The following is a 14,772-nucleotide window of genomic DNA, read 5'->3' on the forward strand; positions in this document are numbered from 1 at the left end:
ATGACGGGACAGCTGATCGGATCGCTGATCCTCTGGCTGATCGTGGCGGTGATCATCATCGCCATTGTCGTCTATCTGGTGAACTGGCTGTATCGGCGCTCGTCGAAGGAGGTGTCCTTCGTCCGCACCGGCCTGTTCGGCGAAAGAGTGGTAATCAATGGCGGCGCCTTCGTGCTGCCGATCATCCATGATGTCACGCCCGTCAACATGAACGTGCTGCAGCTTGCCGTGACCCGTGCCAGCAACGACGCGCTGATCACCCGCGACCGCATGCGCGTCGACATCGACGCGGAGTTTTATGTGCGGGTGAAGCCGGAGCGGGATTCGGTTGCGATCGCGGCCGCGACGCTGGGCCGCCGGACGCTGCAGCCCGACCAGCTCCACGCTCTCCTCTCCGGAAAGTTCATCTCGGCGCTGCGGACCGTGGCCTCCGAAATGACGATGGAGGAGATGCATGAGCAGCGCGGCATGTATGTCCAGCGCGTCAAGGAAGCCGCCGCCGAGGCGCTGGACCAGAATGGCCTGCTGCTTGAATCGGTCGCGCTCACCGATCTCGACCAGACGGACCTGCAATATTTCAACCCGTCCAATCGCTTCGATGCCGCGGGTCTGACGCGGATCATCGAGGAGATCGAGGACAAGCGGAAGCTGCGCAACGACATCGAGCAGGAATCGATGATCCGCATCCGCACCCGCAATCTCGAGGCGGAGCGCCAGGCGCTCGACCTGGAGCGCGAGAGCGAGGCGGCCCGGCTCGAACAGCAGCGCGAGATCGAGATCAAGCGCGCTGTGCAGCGGGCGGAGGTCGCTCGCGAGCGTGCAGCTCGCGATACCGAGGCTGAACAGGCGCAGATCCTGTCTCGCGAGGCGATCGAGAAGTCGCGGATTTCGAATGAACGGGCGATCAGCGAGGCGCGCATCGCGTCGGACAGGGACATCCGCCAGCAAGAGATCGCCCGGACGCAGGCGGTCGAGGAGGCGGAGATCGCCTCGCGCGAGCTGATCGAAAAGGCGCGCATCGCCAATGAGCAGGCGATCAGCGCAGCCCGCATCGCCTCCGAGCGTGACATCCGGCAGAAGGAGATCGAGCGCGCGCAGACGCTGGAGGCGGCCGAGATCGCAGCCCGCGAAGCGACCGAAAAGGCGCGGATTCTCCAGGAAACCGCGATCAGTGCCGAGCGCATCATCCGCGAGCAGGAGATCCGCAACCGGGAGATCGAGCGCACGCGCATTCTCGACCAGGAGGATATTGCGGCGCGCGAGGCGGTGGACACCGCGCGCATCGGCCAGGAGGAGCGCGTCCGCGCGCTGTCGATCGCCCGCAACCGCGCGCTCGACGAGGCGGAGATCGCCGCGCGTGAAGCCGTCGAGAAGGCGCGCATCGCCCAGGAGAACGTGCTGACCGCCGAGCGGATCGCGTTGGACCAGCGCAAGCGCCTGCTCGAGATCGAGCAGACCGAAACGATCGAGGCGGCCGAGATTTCGGCGCGGGAGGCGGTCGAACAGGCCCGCATCAGCCAGGAACGGGTCGTCGCCAGCGCCCGTATCCGCCGCGACGAGGAGGTCCGTAACCTCGAGATCGCCCGCAACCAGGCGATCGACACGGCCGAGATCGCGGCGCGCGAGGCCACGGAAGCCGCCCGCATCGCTCAGGAGAAGGTCGTCGCTGCCGAGCGGATCGCGGCCGAGCTCGCCACGAAGGAGCTGGAGATCCGCCGCAACGCCGATCTCGACACGGCCGAGCTCAAGCGCCGCGACGCGGTCGAGCGGCAGCGCATCGCAACCGAGCTGAAACTCGACGAGGAGCGCATCAACTCGGCCAAGTCGCGGGAAATGCTGCAAATCGCCCAGAAGAAGGCGGTCGAGGTGGCCGAGGAGGACCGCGCCATCGTGCTTGCCGCCAAGCGGGTCGAGCGCACCGATGCCGACAGCGCGCTGCGCCAGGCAGAGATCACCGCGAAGCAGCAGGTGGAGTCCGTCGACATCGTCCGCGAGCAGGCGCTGGAGGCGGCGCGGATCGAGCGCCGGCGCGCGCTGGAACAGCTTGAAATCGCCCGGACACAGGCCCTGCAGGAGGCGCAGATCGCGTCCAACGAGGAGGTCGAGCGGGCGCGGATCTCGTCGGATCGCGGTCTCGACGAGGCCCGCGTCGGGCGCCAGCGCGAGCTGCGCAAGCTGGAGATCGCCCGCGAGCGTGATGTCGAGGCAGCGGCCATGGACAAGGCGATCGCGCTCTACACCAAATCGCTCGAGGAATCCGCCGCCCAGGCCAGCGCCGAGAGCGCTCGCGCCAAGGCGGTCGAGGCCGAGGAACAGGTCAAGACGATCCGCGAGAGCGAAGGCGCGCGGCGGCGCAAGACAGTCGAGGTCCTGCTTGCCGAGAAGGCAGCCGAGGAATCCAACATCGCCGCCGCAGCCGACAAGGTGCGCCGCACGGTCGAAGCCGAGGCCCAGAAGCTGCTGTACGAGGCCGAGAACGTCCTCAGCGATGGCGCCCGCTACGGGCTGTTCCGGCGCCGCCTGCTCGACAAGATCGAGGGCATCGTGCGCGAGAGCGTCAAACCGATGGAGAAGATCGAGGGCATCCGGATCCTGCATGTCGATGGTCTCGCCGGTGGCGGGGGCCCGGGCGGAGCGGGAGGTGCGGCGCGCTCGCCCACCGACGAGGTCATCGAGTCCGCGCTACGCTATCGCGTCCAGGCGCCGATGATCGACCAGGTGTTGAAGGAGATCGGCATCGAGGGCGGGAACCTTGCTAAGATGGGCGGGCTGATGCGCGAGGCCTCGGACATGCAGCGCGTCGCCAAGGATGCGCAGCCGGCCAAGCCGAAGAGCGGCGGGGATGCCAAGAGCGGCGGCGGCGGCGAAGCGCCTGCCCCCGATGCCGGCCCCGGCAAGACCTCTTGAGGCGCACAGCATCATGGCCCGTGTCTACGTCTCCAGCGTCATCTCCGCCCCCGCCGCCAAGGTCTGGGCCCGCGTGCGCGATTTCAACGGCTTGCCGAACTGGCATCCGCGCATCGCGGAAAGCCGGATCGAGAACGGCGAACCGGCCGACAAGGTCGGCTGCATCCGCGCCTTCTCGCTGCGCAGCGGCGACCGGCTGCGCGAGCAGCTGCTCGGCCTCTCGGACTACGACATGTTCTGCACCTATTCGATCCTGGATTCGCCGATGCCGCTGACCAACTACGTCGCGACGCTGCGGTTGACGCCGATCACCGATCAGGAGCGCACCTTCATCGAATGGTCGGCCGATTTCGACTGTGCGCCGGAGCGCGAGGCCGAATTGGTCGACAGCATCGGCACCAACGTCTTCCAGGGCGGCTTCGACGCGCTCAAGCGCGCATTCGGGGGATGAGACCATGCCCCATGTCGTCCGCAGCACGATCATCGACGCGCCGGTCGACCTGCTCTGGTCGGTGCTGCGCGACTTCAATGGCCATGACCGCTGGCATCCGATCGTCGCGCGCAGCGAGATCGAACGCGGGCACCCGTCGGACCGGATCGGCTGCGTGCGCCGGTTCTGGCTGCAGGACGGCAGCGAGCTGCGCGAGCAACTCCTCACGCTTTCGGACCTCGAAATGACCTTCAGCTACTGTCTGCTGGATACGCCTATCCCGCTGTTCAACTACGTCGCTCATGTGCGGCTGCTGCCGGTCACCGACGGAAACCGCGCCTTCTGGCACTGGGAAAGCCGCTTTACCACGCCGCGCGGCCGCGAGGCGGAGCTCGCAAAAATCGTCGGCGACGAGGTCTACACGAACGGCATCGAGGCGGTGCGTCGCCTCCCCGAACTGACGCGGGAGGCGGTCTGACATGCTCGCCGTGAGAAGCTGCGCCACGCTAGCGGAAGCCGCCGGTCTGCTGTCCGGCGACAGGCAGGCCGTGCTGCTCGGCGGTGGGACGCTGGTCATGCGTGACGTCAACGAGGGGCGCCTGACGGAGGGCACGCTGCTCCGCGTCACCGATCCCGCCTTTCGGCGCATCGAGGCTGGCGGAGCCCGTATCGAGATCGGCGCCGGCGTCACCATGGGCCAGATCCTGGCCAGCCGCGAACTGGCCTTCCTGCACGCTCCCGCGCGGGCCATCGGCGGCCCGGCCGTGCGCAACATGGCGAGTGTCGGAGGCAATCTCTTCGCGCCGGCACCCTATGGCGATTTCACCGTGGCACTGCTCGCGCTGGATGCGCAGGTCGTGGTGCAGGCCGGCTTCGGCTCCGGGCGGGCGACACCCCTGGAAGAGCTGCTCGCCTCCCGCGATCGCGCGAGCCCCGGGCTGGTGACCGCAATCCAGTTCTCGCGGCCGGCCAATCCCGGTGATTTTCATTTCCGCAAGATCAGCCGGGTGAAGCCGAAGGGTCTCTCGCTGCTGTCGATTGCCGCGCATCTGCCGCTGGCCGGCGGGCGGGTGAGCCAGGCGCGCGTGGCCTATGGCGCCATGGCTCCGACGCCGATCCGGGCGCGCGGCGTCGAGCGGACGCTGGAGGGCAAGGCGCTCGACGCCGCCGCCATCGCCGCGGCGCAGCAGGCTGCGCTCGAAGGATGCCGCCCCGCGACCGATGCGATCGCCAGCGAATGGTATCGCCGCGAGGTCCTGCCCGTTCATCTCGGCCGGCTGCTCGCCGGTCAACCCCGCTGAGGAGCGCGCGATGGCCAAGATCCCCGTGCAGTTCCGCCTCAACGGCACCGACCGCGCCGCCTTCGTCGACGCACCGGAGACGCTCCTCAACACATTGCGCAGGAGCCTCGGTGATTTCGCCCCGAAATATGGCTGCGGCCAGGGCGCATGTGGCGTCTGCACCGTGCTGATCGACGGCGAGCCGCATCTGTCCTGCCTGACGCTCTCGATCGCCTGCGAGGGCCGGAAGGTCGAAACGGCCTCCGGGATGGCGGATGGGCCCGAGCTGCATCCGTTGCAAGCGCAGTTTATGGAGCATTTCGCAGCCCAGTGCGGATTCTGTACGCCGGGCATGCTGACGGCGGCACGGGCCCTTCTCGACAACAACCCGAACCCCACGCGCGACGAGGTCATCGAGGCGATCAGCGGCAATATCTGCCGCTGCACCGGCTATGAGCCGATCGTCGCCGCGATCCTCGCCGCAGCCGGTTCGCCCGGCCTGCGCCGCGCCTGAGGGAGGCCGACATGCTGGAAATGCGCAAGGACCTCTTCGCCGACGAGCGCGACGACAATCTCAACGTCGTCGGCAAACCCATCCAGCGTCAGGACATGCCGGGTCACGTGACCGGGCTGACACGCTATTTCGATGATCACGCCTTCGATGGGCTGCTGCATCTCAAGGTGGTGCGCAGCCCCCATGCGAGCGCCCGTATCCGGTCGATCGACGTCTCGGCGGCGATGCGGGCGCCGGGCGTCAAGCGCGTGCTGCGCGCCGCCGACGTGCCGGTCAACAAGAACACGCTGCTGAGCCTGATCGGCTTCGGCAAGGATGACGAACCGTCGCTCGCGGTCGACAAGGTGCATTACAAGGGCGAGCCGGTGGTCGCCATCATCGCCGAGACCGAGGCCCAGGCGCTGGCCGCGAAGGCGCTGGTCCGCATCGACTACGAGCCGATGCCGGCTGTGTTCGATGTCGAGGAGGCGCTGAAGCCGGGCTCGCCCGTCGTCAACGAGACCTATCCCGCCAATTATTTCGAATATCATGAGCGTTTCGACCATCAGAAGCTGCGCTTCGGCGACGTCGAGCGCGCTTTCGCCAGTGCGGACATGGTGATCGAGCATCGCTACCAGATGTCGCCGATCGAGCATGCGCCAACCGAGACCAACGGCTCGATCGCGGCACCGGAACAGAATGGCCGTTTCGTCGTGCATTCCTGCGCGCAAGGACTGTTCTTCTCGCTCGGAACGACGGCGAAAATCGTCGCGGTGGAGTCAAACCGCCTGCATTTCATCGGTGGCACGGTCGGCGGCGGCTTCGGCGGTAAGGTGGATTCGCTGACCGAGCCGCTGGCCGTGCTCGGCGCCATGATGACGGGTCGCCCGGTCCGCTTCGTGCTCGATCGCGAAGAGGAGATGCTCTACGGCTCGCCGCGCGGTGCCGAGCGCATCTACATCAAGGATGGGCTGATGCGCGACGGGCGCATCATCGGCCGCTACATCCGCAGCTATTTCGACGCCGGCGCGTATACGCGGCTCTCCAGTTATGCCGCCATCAAGTGCACGGCGCATCTGCCGGGGCCGTACTGGATCCCCAACGTCGCCTCCGACGTCCATGTCGCCTACACCAATCGCTGCCCGTCCACCGCCATGCGCGGCTTCGGCATCACGGCCGTGGATTTCGCACTCGAGGTCCAGATGGACCGGCTCGCGGAAGCGGCCGCCATGGATCCGATGGAGTTCCGCCTCCTCAACGCCTATCGCGACGGCGACATGAAGCCCCATCGCCGGAAGGCCTCCAACACGGCGCTGATCGAATGCGTCCAGGTCGCGGCAGGGAAGGCGAACTGGCCAATCTCGGAACAGGGCAAGCGGCAATCGTCTTTGGTGGGCGGCGGTGCCGCCGAGCGCGGCCAGATCCCTGCGACCGTTCTGGATGCGCGCGGCCAGATCGGCCGGCCCGACACCCGCAATTCGGGCCCCACGCAGACCCTGCCAGCCGGCACCTCTCGCATCGCCCTCAGCAAGCAGCCCGTGATGGAAGGGGCGCGAGACAGCCGCGCCGCGCCGACGCAGGTGCCCCGCTACGAACCCGCTGGGCCGGCCGCGGCGGCACCGCCAGCCTATGCGGCGCAGCCGGCGCAGGCACCGCCGGCGCCACCCTCGCCCTACGAGCCCGTAGCCGGCCAGCAGGCGCCGGCCTACCAGCCGCCGCCCGTGCCGACCTCACCCGCTCCATCCGGCCCCAGCCAGACACAGCATGGCGCGGTGCGCTTTTCATCCGTCTTCGGCACGAGGAGGCGCTGACATGGCCCGTCACGAAGGTCGCGGCATGGCTTCGGTCAATTATCCCATCGGAATGAATCTCGGCGGAGATCCCAGCCAGGCGCTGATCCATTCCAATCCCGACGGCAAGTTCACGGTCGCGCTGTCGGCGATCGATCTCGGCCAGGGCATGAAGCAGGTCTCGCGGCAGATCGCGGCGGAAACCCTCGGCGTGCCCGTGGAAGACGTCTATGTCGATACGGCTGACAGCGATACCGGGCCGCACGATATGGGGTCCTTCGCGTCACGCGGCACGCATCGCATGGGCAACGCGATCATCGTTGCGGCCCGCGAGGCACGCGGCGTGTTGCTGGAAGCAGCCGCCGAGGAGCTCGAGGTCGACGCCGGCGACCTCGTCACCGACGGGCGCGGCAACATCCATGTGCGTGGCGCGCCATCCCGTTCGATCACGGTCAAGGCCACCGCCCAGGCCGCGCAGTTCAAGCAGGGCAAGACCATTGCCGGGCGCGGCATCTTCCTGATTCCACTCTCGGCGGTCGATGCCGAGACCGGCGAGATGAACCCCAATACCGCCTTCGCCCATGCCTGCCTGGTGGCGGATGTCGCGGTGGACGACGAGACCGGCGAAGTCGAGGTGCTTAGGATGACCAGCGCCTATGAACTCGGCCGGGTGATCAATCCGCGCATGGTCGAGCAGCAGCTCGTCGGCGGCGCCTGGATGGGCATCAGCCACGCGCTCTACGAGACGCCCGAACCCTATTATCCCGATCCGGCTCATGGCCCGCGCGACTTCAACGAATATCTGATGCCCGGGCCGGGAGAGATCGCGCCCTATCACGTCACGGTGTTGGAGCGCCCGGCGCCCGACGGGCCCTTCGGCGGCAAGGGCCCCGGCGAGATGTGTGCCAATCCGGTCCTGCCGGCCATCGCCAACGCCGTCTACAACGCGGTCGGCGTGCGCGTCGACGAGCTGCCGATCACGCCCGAGAAAATCCTGCGTGGTCTCAAGTCCAATGGCGGAGTCAAACCCGGCCCGCGCCGCGGCGGTCCCGTGAACTGGCGGTAAGCGAATGGCCCTCAGGACCACCGTCGCCGGCCTATCCAGCCCCGAGGACCTCGCCCGGGCGCTGACGGGAGCGATGTATCTCGCCGATGACGGCATTGCCACGGCCGGCTACCTTTCGCTCGCGCTCGGCAAGCCGCTGCTGCTCGAGGGCGCACCTGGCGTCGGCAAGACCGAGGCCGCCAAGGCGATCGCCGGGATCCTGGGGCGCCAGTTGATCCGGCTGCAATGCTTCGAGGGGATCGACGCTTCGGCTGCGCTCTACGAATGGAACTATCCGCGCCAGATGCTGGCGATCCGCCAGGCGCGCGAGGGCGAGACGCTCGACATCTACCGCGACGATTTCCTGATCGAGCGGCCGATGCTCACCGCGCTGCGGCGCCCGGAGTCGACCGTGCTGCTGATCGACGAAATTGACCGATCGGATCATGAATTCGAGGCCTTCCTGCTCGAATTCCTCTCTGATTTCTCGATATCGATCCCGGAGCGCGGGACCTTGCGGGCAGCCGAACGCCCAGTCGTCGTCCTGACCTCAAACCGCACACGGGAGCTGCACGAGGCGCTTCGGCGCCGCTGCGTCTACCATTACATCGCGTATCCAGAGCCCGAGCGGGAAGCGCAGATCATCATGATGCGCTCCTCCGCCGTCGCGGAAGGGACTGCCCGCGCCGTCGTCCACGCGATCGGGCTGCTGCGGCAGGAGCCGCTGGCCAAGCCGCCGGGCGTGGCGGAGGCCGTGGACTGGGCGGAAGCCGCGACGGCGCTCGCCCAGGCCGGAGCGCCGTGGCCGGAGGCCTTCCGCCGCTCGCTCGGCGCGGCGATCAAGGACGAGGAGGATTTCGTCCACTTGCGCCCCCGCCTGCCGTTGATCATCCCGGGGCTGGCGGCATGATCGCTGCCCTCCCCGCCGCCGCGCGCCTGTTGGTCGCCTTTCCCACGCTGCTGCGCGGGCATGGATTTTCGGTCGCGCCCGAGCAGACGACGAGTTTCCTGATGGCGGTCGAGCTGCTCGGCCCGCGTAGCATCGAGCATGTGCGCAAGGCAGCCGTGGCGACGCTCGCACCCCAGCCTGAGCAGCGCATCCTGTTCGACGCGCTGTTCGACCTGCATTTCCTCGGCGCCATCGCCGAGCCGGGCGACGAGGATTTCGCACCCGACGAGGAGATGGCGGTCCAGGAGGATGCAGGCTCGCGAGAAATCCTGGTCGGCGAAGAAGTCAACGAGACCGGACAGGCCGCGACGGGAGCGGAGGCCCTGTCGGTGCGGGCGCTGCAGCCTGCCGACGAAACCGAGGTGCTGCGCCGCTTCGCCCGCGTGCTGCCCACGGCCCTGCCCCGCCGCCGCGGCTACCGGCACCGCGGCGCCAGGCGTGGCCAGAGCGTCGATCTCGCCCGCAGCCTCCGCGCCGCGATCCGGCATGACGGCGAGGTGATGAGCCTGAAGAAACTCCGGCGCGTCACGCGGCCCCGCCCGATCCTGCTGCTGATCGACATCTCCGGCTCGATGAAACAGCGCAGCGACGCCAATCTCGCCCTCGCCCATGCGGTGGTGCAGGCGGCGCCGCGCGCCGAAATCTTCACCTTCGGCACCAGGCTGACGCGGGTGACCCGCGCGCTGCGCCTGAGGCGGCGCGAGCAGGCGCTGAGCGAAGCGGCCGGCCTCGTCGCCGACTGGGATGGCGGCACCCGCATCGGCGATGCGCTCCAGGCCTTTCTCGCGGTGCCGCGCTTCGCCTCATATGCGCGCGGCGCCGTCGTCGTCGTGCTATCGGACGGGCTGGAGCGTGGCGACCCCGCGGCGCTGGTCTCCGCCGTGGCGAGGCTGGCGGCCCGCGCCCACCGCATCGACTGGCTGACGCCGCTCGCCGCCGATCCCGGCTATCGCCCCGAGACCGAGGCGCTGCGCCTGATCGCGCCTGCGCTCGCGAGCCTGAGTAATGGCGGCAGCACGGCGCGGATTTGCCGCCACATCCTATTGCTCGGAGGCTCGGCCGCAGCATGACCGGCATCGTCGACTCGCATTTCCATATCTGGCGCCAGGCTGATCTGCCCTGGCTGCTCGGTCCAATGCAGCCGCGCATCTTCGGCCCCTATGAGCCGATCCGGCGCGATTACCCAGTCGCCGAATACCTCGCAGACTGCCGGGCCTGCGGCGTCACCGAGGCGGTCTACGTCCAGGCGAACTGGGCGCCGGCGCGCCATCTCGACGAGGTCGCCTTCGTCACGCAGGCGTCGGAAGAGACGGGCTTCCCGATCGCCATCGTCGCCTATGCCGACATGCTGGCCGAGGACGTCCGCCCGCAGCTCGATGCGCTGGCGCTCAATCCGCGGGTGCGCGGGGTGCGGATGCAGCTGCACTGGCACGCCAACCCGCTCTACCGCTTCGCGAGCGGCCCCGATCTCTGCCGGGACCCGCAACTGCAGGAAAATCTCGGCTGGCTCGCGGATTATGGCTTCAGCTTCGACCTGCAGGTCTTCGCGCCGCAGATGCCGGGAGCGGCTGAACTCGCCGCCGCCTGTCCGCGGGTGAGTTTCGTCCTCCAGCATGCCGGGATGCTGGAGGACCTGTCGCCGGAGGGCGTGGAGCAATGGCGGACGGGCATGAGCGCGCTGGCCGCCCAGCCCAACATCGTGAGCAAGCTCTCGGGCCTCGGCACCTTCCTGCGCCGGAACGACCCGCAGCACATCGCCTTCGTCGCCATGGAAACGATCGCACTGTTCGGGCCCGAGCGCTGCCTTTTCGGCTCCAATTTCCCGATCGAGAAGCTCTGGACGAGCTATGCCGAGCTGATCGGCGCCCATCGCGCCGCCGTGCCCGCGAGCGCGGCGGACCATGTCTTCAATCACACGGCGCGGCGGGTCTACTGCCTCGCCCAGCCCTGACGGGAGAACCTAGAATGGCGCTCGAAATCAAAATCCTCGACTATGGCGACATCGAGCTGGAGTCGAGCTTCCTCGTCCTAGGCCGCGATTGCGGCCGCGTGCGGCGCGTGCCGACCTATGGCTTCCTGATCCTCGGCGGCCCTTGGCCGGTCGTCGTCGACACCGGGTATCGCCACAACCAGATCATGGAGACGCTCGGTATGCGCGGTCTCCAGTTCCACGAGAACATGATCGAGAACCAGCTCGCCAAATACGGCGTGCGCATGGGCGACGTGCGCTATGTCATGCATACCCATCTCCATATCGACCACGCCGGAAAAGACGAACTCTTCCCGATGAACACGACGGTGATCGTGAACCGGCGCGAGCTGGAATATTCCGTCTCCGGCCTGATGCACCCGCAATACCCCGCCCCCGACATCAAGCATCTGATCGATCGGCTCCACACGCGCGACGCGCTGCGCTTCGAAGACCTCGAATTGTCGGGGATGATCGAGCTCTTCCCGGGTTGCTATCTGGAGGCCGCCGGAGCTCATACCGAGGGCTCGATGAACGTCCATGTCGACACGATCGAAGGGCGCGCCATCCTCTGCGGCGATGTGATCTACGACTTCAACGACCAGATCGTCAGCCCCTTCCACGAGATCAGCGCCAATGAGCCGCGCACCACCGGCAATCACGGCGTCTCCAAGCGCGAGGAAAAGGCCGCCATCAAGAAGCTGCTCTCGGTCGGCAAATTCCTGCTGCCGGTCCATGACAAGCCGGCCAAGATCGCCCATGGCCAGGTCGTCGGCCGGATGGACATGGCGGTACCCGGACCCGTCGTGCAGTCGCTACCGCCGCGCAACTGGTTCGCGGCTTGAGCGGGGCTCCGATGACCACGCACATCGCAGTCCGCCCCGCCTTCGCCGATCTCGTCGATCCCTGGGCGCCGGTCCGGCAGCTCGGCACGGGCTTCGAATTCTGCGAAGGGCCGGTCTGGCATCCGCGCGAGCAGCACCTGCTCTTCTCCGACATGCCGGGCGACGTCCGCCGCCGCTGGGACAAGACCGGCGTGCGCGAGATCAGACGACCGGCGAACAAATGCAACGGCATGACCTATGATGCCGACCTCAACCTGATCGTCTGCGAGCACGCGACCTCCTCCTTGATCCGTGAGCGGCCGGATGGGCGCCGCGAGGTGCTGGCCTCGCATTTCGAGGGGCAGGAGCTCAACAGCCCCAATGATGTCGTGGTGAAGTCCGACGGCTCGATCTATTTTTCCGATCCCTGGTATGGCCGCATGCCGGTCTTCGGCGTGGAGCGCCCGCGGCAGCTCGGCTTCCAGGGCGTCTACCGCATCCCACCTGGCGGGGGCGAACCCCAGCTTCTGGTCGATCGCTATCTCTTCGACCAGCCCAACGGGCTGTGCTTCTGCCCGACAGAGGATCGGCTCTTCGTCAACGATACCGTGCAGCACAATATCCGGGTCTTCCCGATCCTCTCCGACGGACGGCTCGGACCGGGACGCGTCTTCGCTTCCGGCATCGTCTCGGCGAGCGAGCCCGGCGTCCCGGACGGCATGAAATGCGACGCCCAGGGCAATCTCTGGGTGTGCGGACCGGGCGGCGTCTGGATCTATACACTCAAGGGCGAGCTGATCGGCAGGCTGCGCGTGCCCGAACTTGTCGGTAACCTGACCTGGGGCGGCCCGGACTGGCGCACGCTGTTCCTTACCGCGACTCATTCGCTCTATGCCGTCGAGACCAAGATCGGCCCGCGAATGGAGCCCTATATGAAGGCCGGCGGCGCGGCGCGCGGCCATAACGGCAGCGCTCCAGCCGAGCCCGTTTCGGGCGTCAAGCCCGCGGCGACCGTCGCCGCCAGCGGCGCGAAGAAGGCCGCGGCTGGCTACCGTCTCGACCCGACCCGCTGCGCCCTGATCATCCAGGACATGCAGAACGACGTCGTCATGGAGGGCGGCGCCTTCGCCTCCTCGGGATCCCCGGAGCATTGCCGACAACAGAACGCGATCGCCAACGCCTCCAGGCTGGCGCAGGCGGCGCGCACCCGCGGCATTCCGGTCATCCACGTCTGGTTTGTGGTCGAGCCCGGCGCGCCGGGCGTGACCATGAACGCCCCGCTCTTTGAGGGGCTTGCCGACGCGAAGGCGCTGGTGCGCGGGACCTGGGGCTGCGCCCCGGTACCGGGGTTGGAGGCCCAGGCCGGCGACCATATCGTCGAGAAATGCCGCATGAGCGCCTGGGAGGGCACGCGGCTGGAAACGGTGCTGAAGGCGCTGGGCCGCGACGTCGTCATCGTCACCGGCGCCTGGACAAACATGTCGATCGAGCACACCGCCCGCACAGGCGCCGACAAGGGCTATTTCATGCTGGTGCCGGAGGACGCTTGTTCGACTATGAACGCCGAATGGCACACGGCTTCGGTGAACTACGCGATGCAGAACGTCTGCGTGGTCACGGATGTCGATACCGTGACCGCCGCATGGGCGTGAGGGCGCAGACGAAACTGTGCCACCGCCCGGCGATTTCATGAGCCGATGCGGATGGCAATGCCTGACGAGGCCGGCCATCGATCTTTGCATCGGGCTGTAGATGCGATCGCAACTGGCTCGTGGAGTTTTGCTCTATCGCCAGAAATGCAGGTTGGCTTCTGCAAATTGCCGGAATGATGTCGCTTCACGACCTGTCAGCCGTGTCACCTGATCCGTCGTCCGATCCTCGCCCCCGAGGCGGATGACCTCATCAAGCCGCGCCAGAACCTCTGCGTAGCTCCGCGGCATACCGAGCGCCATATGGCGCCGGATGAGCTCCTCGGTGTCGAGCTTCACGTGCCGAACAGGGAGTGAGAGCATCTCGGAGGCAAGGCTCGCGACTTCGTCGTAGCTTATGGCCTCGGGGCCGGTGAGCACCACATCCCCATCCAGAGAGCGCTCGGAGGTCAGCAAGGCGAGCGCCACCTCGGCAATGTCATCGGCGCTGATGAAGCCAACCCGTCCGGTGGCGGTCGCGCTGTATATCGTCCTCTCATCGCGAATGGTGTGGCCATGCGGACCTTCCGAGAAGTTCTGCATGAACCATGAGGGCCGCAGCACCGCCCATTCGAGCGCGTTATCGGCAAGCCACGCATGAACCTCGCCCATCATAGGGTCGCCGGGCAGGAGCTGTGACGAACTAAGCAGCACGAAGCGCCGCGTGCCGCTTGCCATCGCCTGCTCGAGGATCGGCTTCATCAGCGACAGGTGATCCGTCCGGTCCGTCGGGGCAATGAGGTAGGCGGCTCGCGTATTCTCGAAAGCGGTGGCCGACGCGGGATCGGCCCAGTCGAACCGCACCTCGTGGCCCGCGGATGGGCGGCGCGTGGCAACCGCGATGGGAATGTCCCGTGCCGCCAGAAGCCGGGCAACGCGGCTTCCTGTTGTTCCGGTCCCGCCAGTGACGAGTATGCGCTCAGACATTGGCTACATCTCCTCCAGCCAAAGCGGCAGCCGCCTCGATGCCTCCGAGCGCTGCAAGAACGACCAGCGGGTTCCAGTAATCCTTGTATCGCGCGATGCGTCCTCCCCGGAGTGTGACCACTGAGATGTAGGTCTGATCGTAGGCAATGCCCGTGTCCACGCCGCGCCCCTTGCAGGTGAATTCCAGCACCGCTGTGTCTCCGGCAATATGGGAGGCCTCGAGATCGAACCTGTCGAACACTAGCAGCGGGCCGAGCCGCGCTAGATGCGCTGCGAGTTGGTCGCGCCCGTCAAACCTCTTTGGAAACCCGTCCGGGGCGTAGGGGAATTCAAACGCCACATCCTCGGCGAAGAGGTTGAGAACGTCGTCAGTCGCGATCAGAGCGGGGCCGAGCGCCCCCTTTAGGAGGTCTCCAAACGTCTTGAACTTGCCAGCCATTGAGGGCTCCTCTATTGGTTGGAACGGCATC

General features: G+C 67.2%; 14 protein-coding genes. 12 read left to right on the forward strand and 2 right to left on the reverse strand.

Going from position 1 to position 14,772, the window contains the following annotated elements; all coding sequences use genetic code 11:
* Genes ABIE41_RS18760 through ABIE41_RS18815 form a run of 12 tightly spaced genes read left to right on the forward strand, consistent with a single transcriptional unit; the run spans nucleotide 1 to nucleotide 13,339 of the window.
* On the forward strand, nucleotides 1-2,907 hold the full coding sequence (locus ABIE41_RS18760; protein WP_192641777.1) for a flotillin domain-containing protein: 2,907 nt from the start codon (nucleotides 1-3) through the stop codon (nucleotides 2,905-2,907).
* A gap of 13 nt (nucleotides 2,908-2,920) precedes the next feature.
* A complete protein-coding gene (locus ABIE41_RS18765) occupies nucleotides 2,921-3,358 on the forward strand; it encodes an SRPBCC family protein (protein ID WP_192641778.1) in 438 nt (145 codons plus the stop codon).
* Between the two features lie 4 nt (nucleotides 3,359-3,362).
* Nucleotides 3,363-3,815 carry an SRPBCC family protein gene (locus ABIE41_RS18770; protein ID WP_192641779.1) on the forward strand — a complete coding sequence of 151 codons (453 nt, stop codon included), beginning with the start codon at nucleotides 3,363-3,365 and terminating at the stop codon, nucleotides 3,813-3,815.
* A 1-nt stretch (nucleotide 3,816) separates the two neighbouring features.
* The gene (locus ABIE41_RS18775) at nucleotides 3,817-4,638 is read left to right on the forward strand and encodes an FAD binding domain-containing protein (protein ID WP_192641780.1); all 822 of its coding nucleotides are present in this window, start codon (nucleotides 3,817-3,819) and stop codon (nucleotides 4,636-4,638) included.
* 10 nt (nucleotides 4,639-4,648) lie between these two features.
* The gene (locus ABIE41_RS18780; protein WP_192641781.1) at nucleotides 4,649-5,131 is read left to right on the forward strand and encodes a (2Fe-2S)-binding protein; all 483 of its coding nucleotides are present in this window, start codon (nucleotides 4,649-4,651) and stop codon (nucleotides 5,129-5,131) included.
* 11 nt (nucleotides 5,132-5,142) lie between these two features.
* Entirely contained in the window at nucleotides 5,143-6,921 is a 1,779-nt protein-coding gene (locus ABIE41_RS18785) for a xanthine dehydrogenase family protein molybdopterin-binding subunit (RefSeq protein ID WP_192641782.1), read from the forward strand.
* Nucleotide 6,922: 1 nt separating this feature from the next.
* Nucleotides 6,923-7,966 carry a xanthine dehydrogenase family protein molybdopterin-binding subunit gene (locus ABIE41_RS18790; protein ID WP_192641783.1) on the forward strand — a complete coding sequence of 348 codons (1,044 nt, stop codon included), beginning with the start codon at nucleotides 6,923-6,925 and terminating at the stop codon, nucleotides 7,964-7,966.
* Nucleotides 7,967-7,970: 4 nt separating this feature from the next.
* Entirely contained in the window at nucleotides 7,971-8,855 is an 885-nt protein-coding gene (locus ABIE41_RS18795) for an AAA family ATPase (protein WP_192641784.1), read from the forward strand.
* A complete protein-coding gene (locus ABIE41_RS18800; protein ID WP_192641785.1) occupies nucleotides 8,852-9,964 on the forward strand; it encodes a vWA domain-containing protein in 1,113 nt (370 codons plus the stop codon). Before ABIE41_RS18795 ends, ABIE41_RS18800 begins: the two co-directional genes overlap by 4 nt.
* The gene (locus ABIE41_RS18805) at nucleotides 9,961-10,845 is read left to right on the forward strand and encodes an amidohydrolase family protein (RefSeq protein ID WP_192641786.1); all 885 of its coding nucleotides are present in this window, start codon (nucleotides 9,961-9,963) and stop codon (nucleotides 10,843-10,845) included. The genes ABIE41_RS18800 and ABIE41_RS18805 overlap by 4 nt, the downstream gene beginning before the upstream one ends.
* Nucleotides 10,846-10,859: 14 nt before the next feature.
* Nucleotides 10,860-11,708, forward strand: coding sequence for an MBL fold metallo-hydrolase (locus ABIE41_RS18810; RefSeq protein ID WP_192641787.1), 849 nt, complete (start codon nucleotides 10,860-10,862; stop codon nucleotides 11,706-11,708).
* Nucleotides 11,709-11,719: 11 nt separating this feature from the next.
* Nucleotides 11,720-13,339, forward strand: a complete 1,620-nt coding sequence (locus ABIE41_RS18815; protein WP_192641788.1) for an isochorismatase family protein — start codon at nucleotides 11,720-11,722, stop codon at nucleotides 13,337-13,339.
* 132 nt (nucleotides 13,340-13,471) lie between these two features.
* Here ABIE41_RS18815 and ABIE41_RS18820 read toward each other — a convergent pair whose 3' ends face one another.
* Nucleotides 13,472-14,302 carry an ergot alkaloid biosynthesis protein gene (locus ABIE41_RS18820; RefSeq protein WP_192641789.1) on the reverse strand — a complete coding sequence of 277 codons (831 nt, stop codon included), beginning with the start codon at nucleotides 14,300-14,302 and terminating at the stop codon, nucleotides 13,472-13,474.
* On the reverse strand, nucleotides 14,295-14,741 hold the full coding sequence (locus ABIE41_RS18825) for a nuclear transport factor 2 family protein (RefSeq protein ID WP_192641790.1): 447 nt from the start codon (nucleotides 14,739-14,741) through the stop codon (nucleotides 14,295-14,297). The genes ABIE41_RS18820 and ABIE41_RS18825 overlap by 8 nt, the downstream gene beginning before the upstream one ends.
* Nucleotides 14,742-14,772 lie beyond the last annotated feature (31 nt).

Origin of the sequence: Bosea sp. OAE506, from assembly GCF_040546595.1 — a bacterium.
GTDB lineage: Bacteria > Pseudomonadota > Alphaproteobacteria > Rhizobiales > Beijerinckiaceae > Allobosea.

What these genes read in the sequence shown, in the direction of transcription:
- ABIE41_RS18765 (WP_192641778.1), top strand. Translation starts at nt 2,921, where the DNA reads ATGGCCCGTGTCTACGTCTCCAGCGTCATCTCCGCCCCCGCCGCCAAG.
- ABIE41_RS18805 (WP_192641786.1), top strand. Translation starts at nt 9,961, where the DNA reads ATGACCGGCATCGTCGACTCGCATTTCCATATCTGGCGCCAGGCTGAT.
- ABIE41_RS18815 (WP_192641788.1), top strand. Translation starts at nt 11,720, where the DNA reads ATGACCACGCACATCGCAGTCCGCCCCGCCTTCGCCGATCTCGTCGAT.
- ABIE41_RS18810 (WP_192641787.1), top strand. Translation starts at nt 10,860, where the DNA reads ATGGCGCTCGAAATCAAAATCCTCGACTATGGCGACATCGAGCTGGAG.
- ABIE41_RS18780 (WP_192641781.1), top strand. Translation starts at nt 4,649, where the DNA reads ATGGCCAAGATCCCCGTGCAGTTCCGCCTCAACGGCACCGACCGCGCC.
- ABIE41_RS18775 (WP_192641780.1), top strand. Translation starts at nt 3,817, where the DNA reads ATGCTCGCCGTGAGAAGCTGCGCCACGCTAGCGGAAGCCGCCGGTCTG.
- ABIE41_RS18785 (WP_192641782.1), top strand. Translation starts at nt 5,143, where the DNA reads ATGCTGGAAATGCGCAAGGACCTCTTCGCCGACGAGCGCGACGACAAT.
- ABIE41_RS18795 (WP_192641784.1), top strand. Translation starts at nt 7,971, where the DNA reads ATGGCCCTCAGGACCACCGTCGCCGGCCTATCCAGCCCCGAGGACCTC.
- ABIE41_RS18760 (WP_192641777.1), top strand. Translation starts at nt 1, where the DNA reads ATGACGGGACAGCTGATCGGATCGCTGATCCTCTGGCTGATCGTGGCG.
- ABIE41_RS18790 (WP_192641783.1), top strand. Translation starts at nt 6,923, where the DNA reads ATGGCCCGTCACGAAGGTCGCGGCATGGCTTCGGTCAATTATCCCATC.
- ABIE41_RS18825 (WP_192641790.1), bottom strand. Translation starts at nt 14,741, where the DNA reads ATGGCTGGCAAGTTCAAGACGTTTGGAGACCTCCTAAAGGGGGCGCTC.
- ABIE41_RS18770 (WP_192641779.1), top strand. Translation starts at nt 3,363, where the DNA reads ATGCCCCATGTCGTCCGCAGCACGATCATCGACGCGCCGGTCGACCTG.
- ABIE41_RS18800 (WP_192641785.1), top strand. Translation starts at nt 8,852, where the DNA reads ATGATCGCTGCCCTCCCCGCCGCCGCGCGCCTGTTGGTCGCCTTTCCC.
- ABIE41_RS18820 (WP_192641789.1), bottom strand. Translation starts at nt 14,302, where the DNA reads ATGTCTGAGCGCATACTCGTCACTGGCGGGACCGGAACAACAGGAAGC.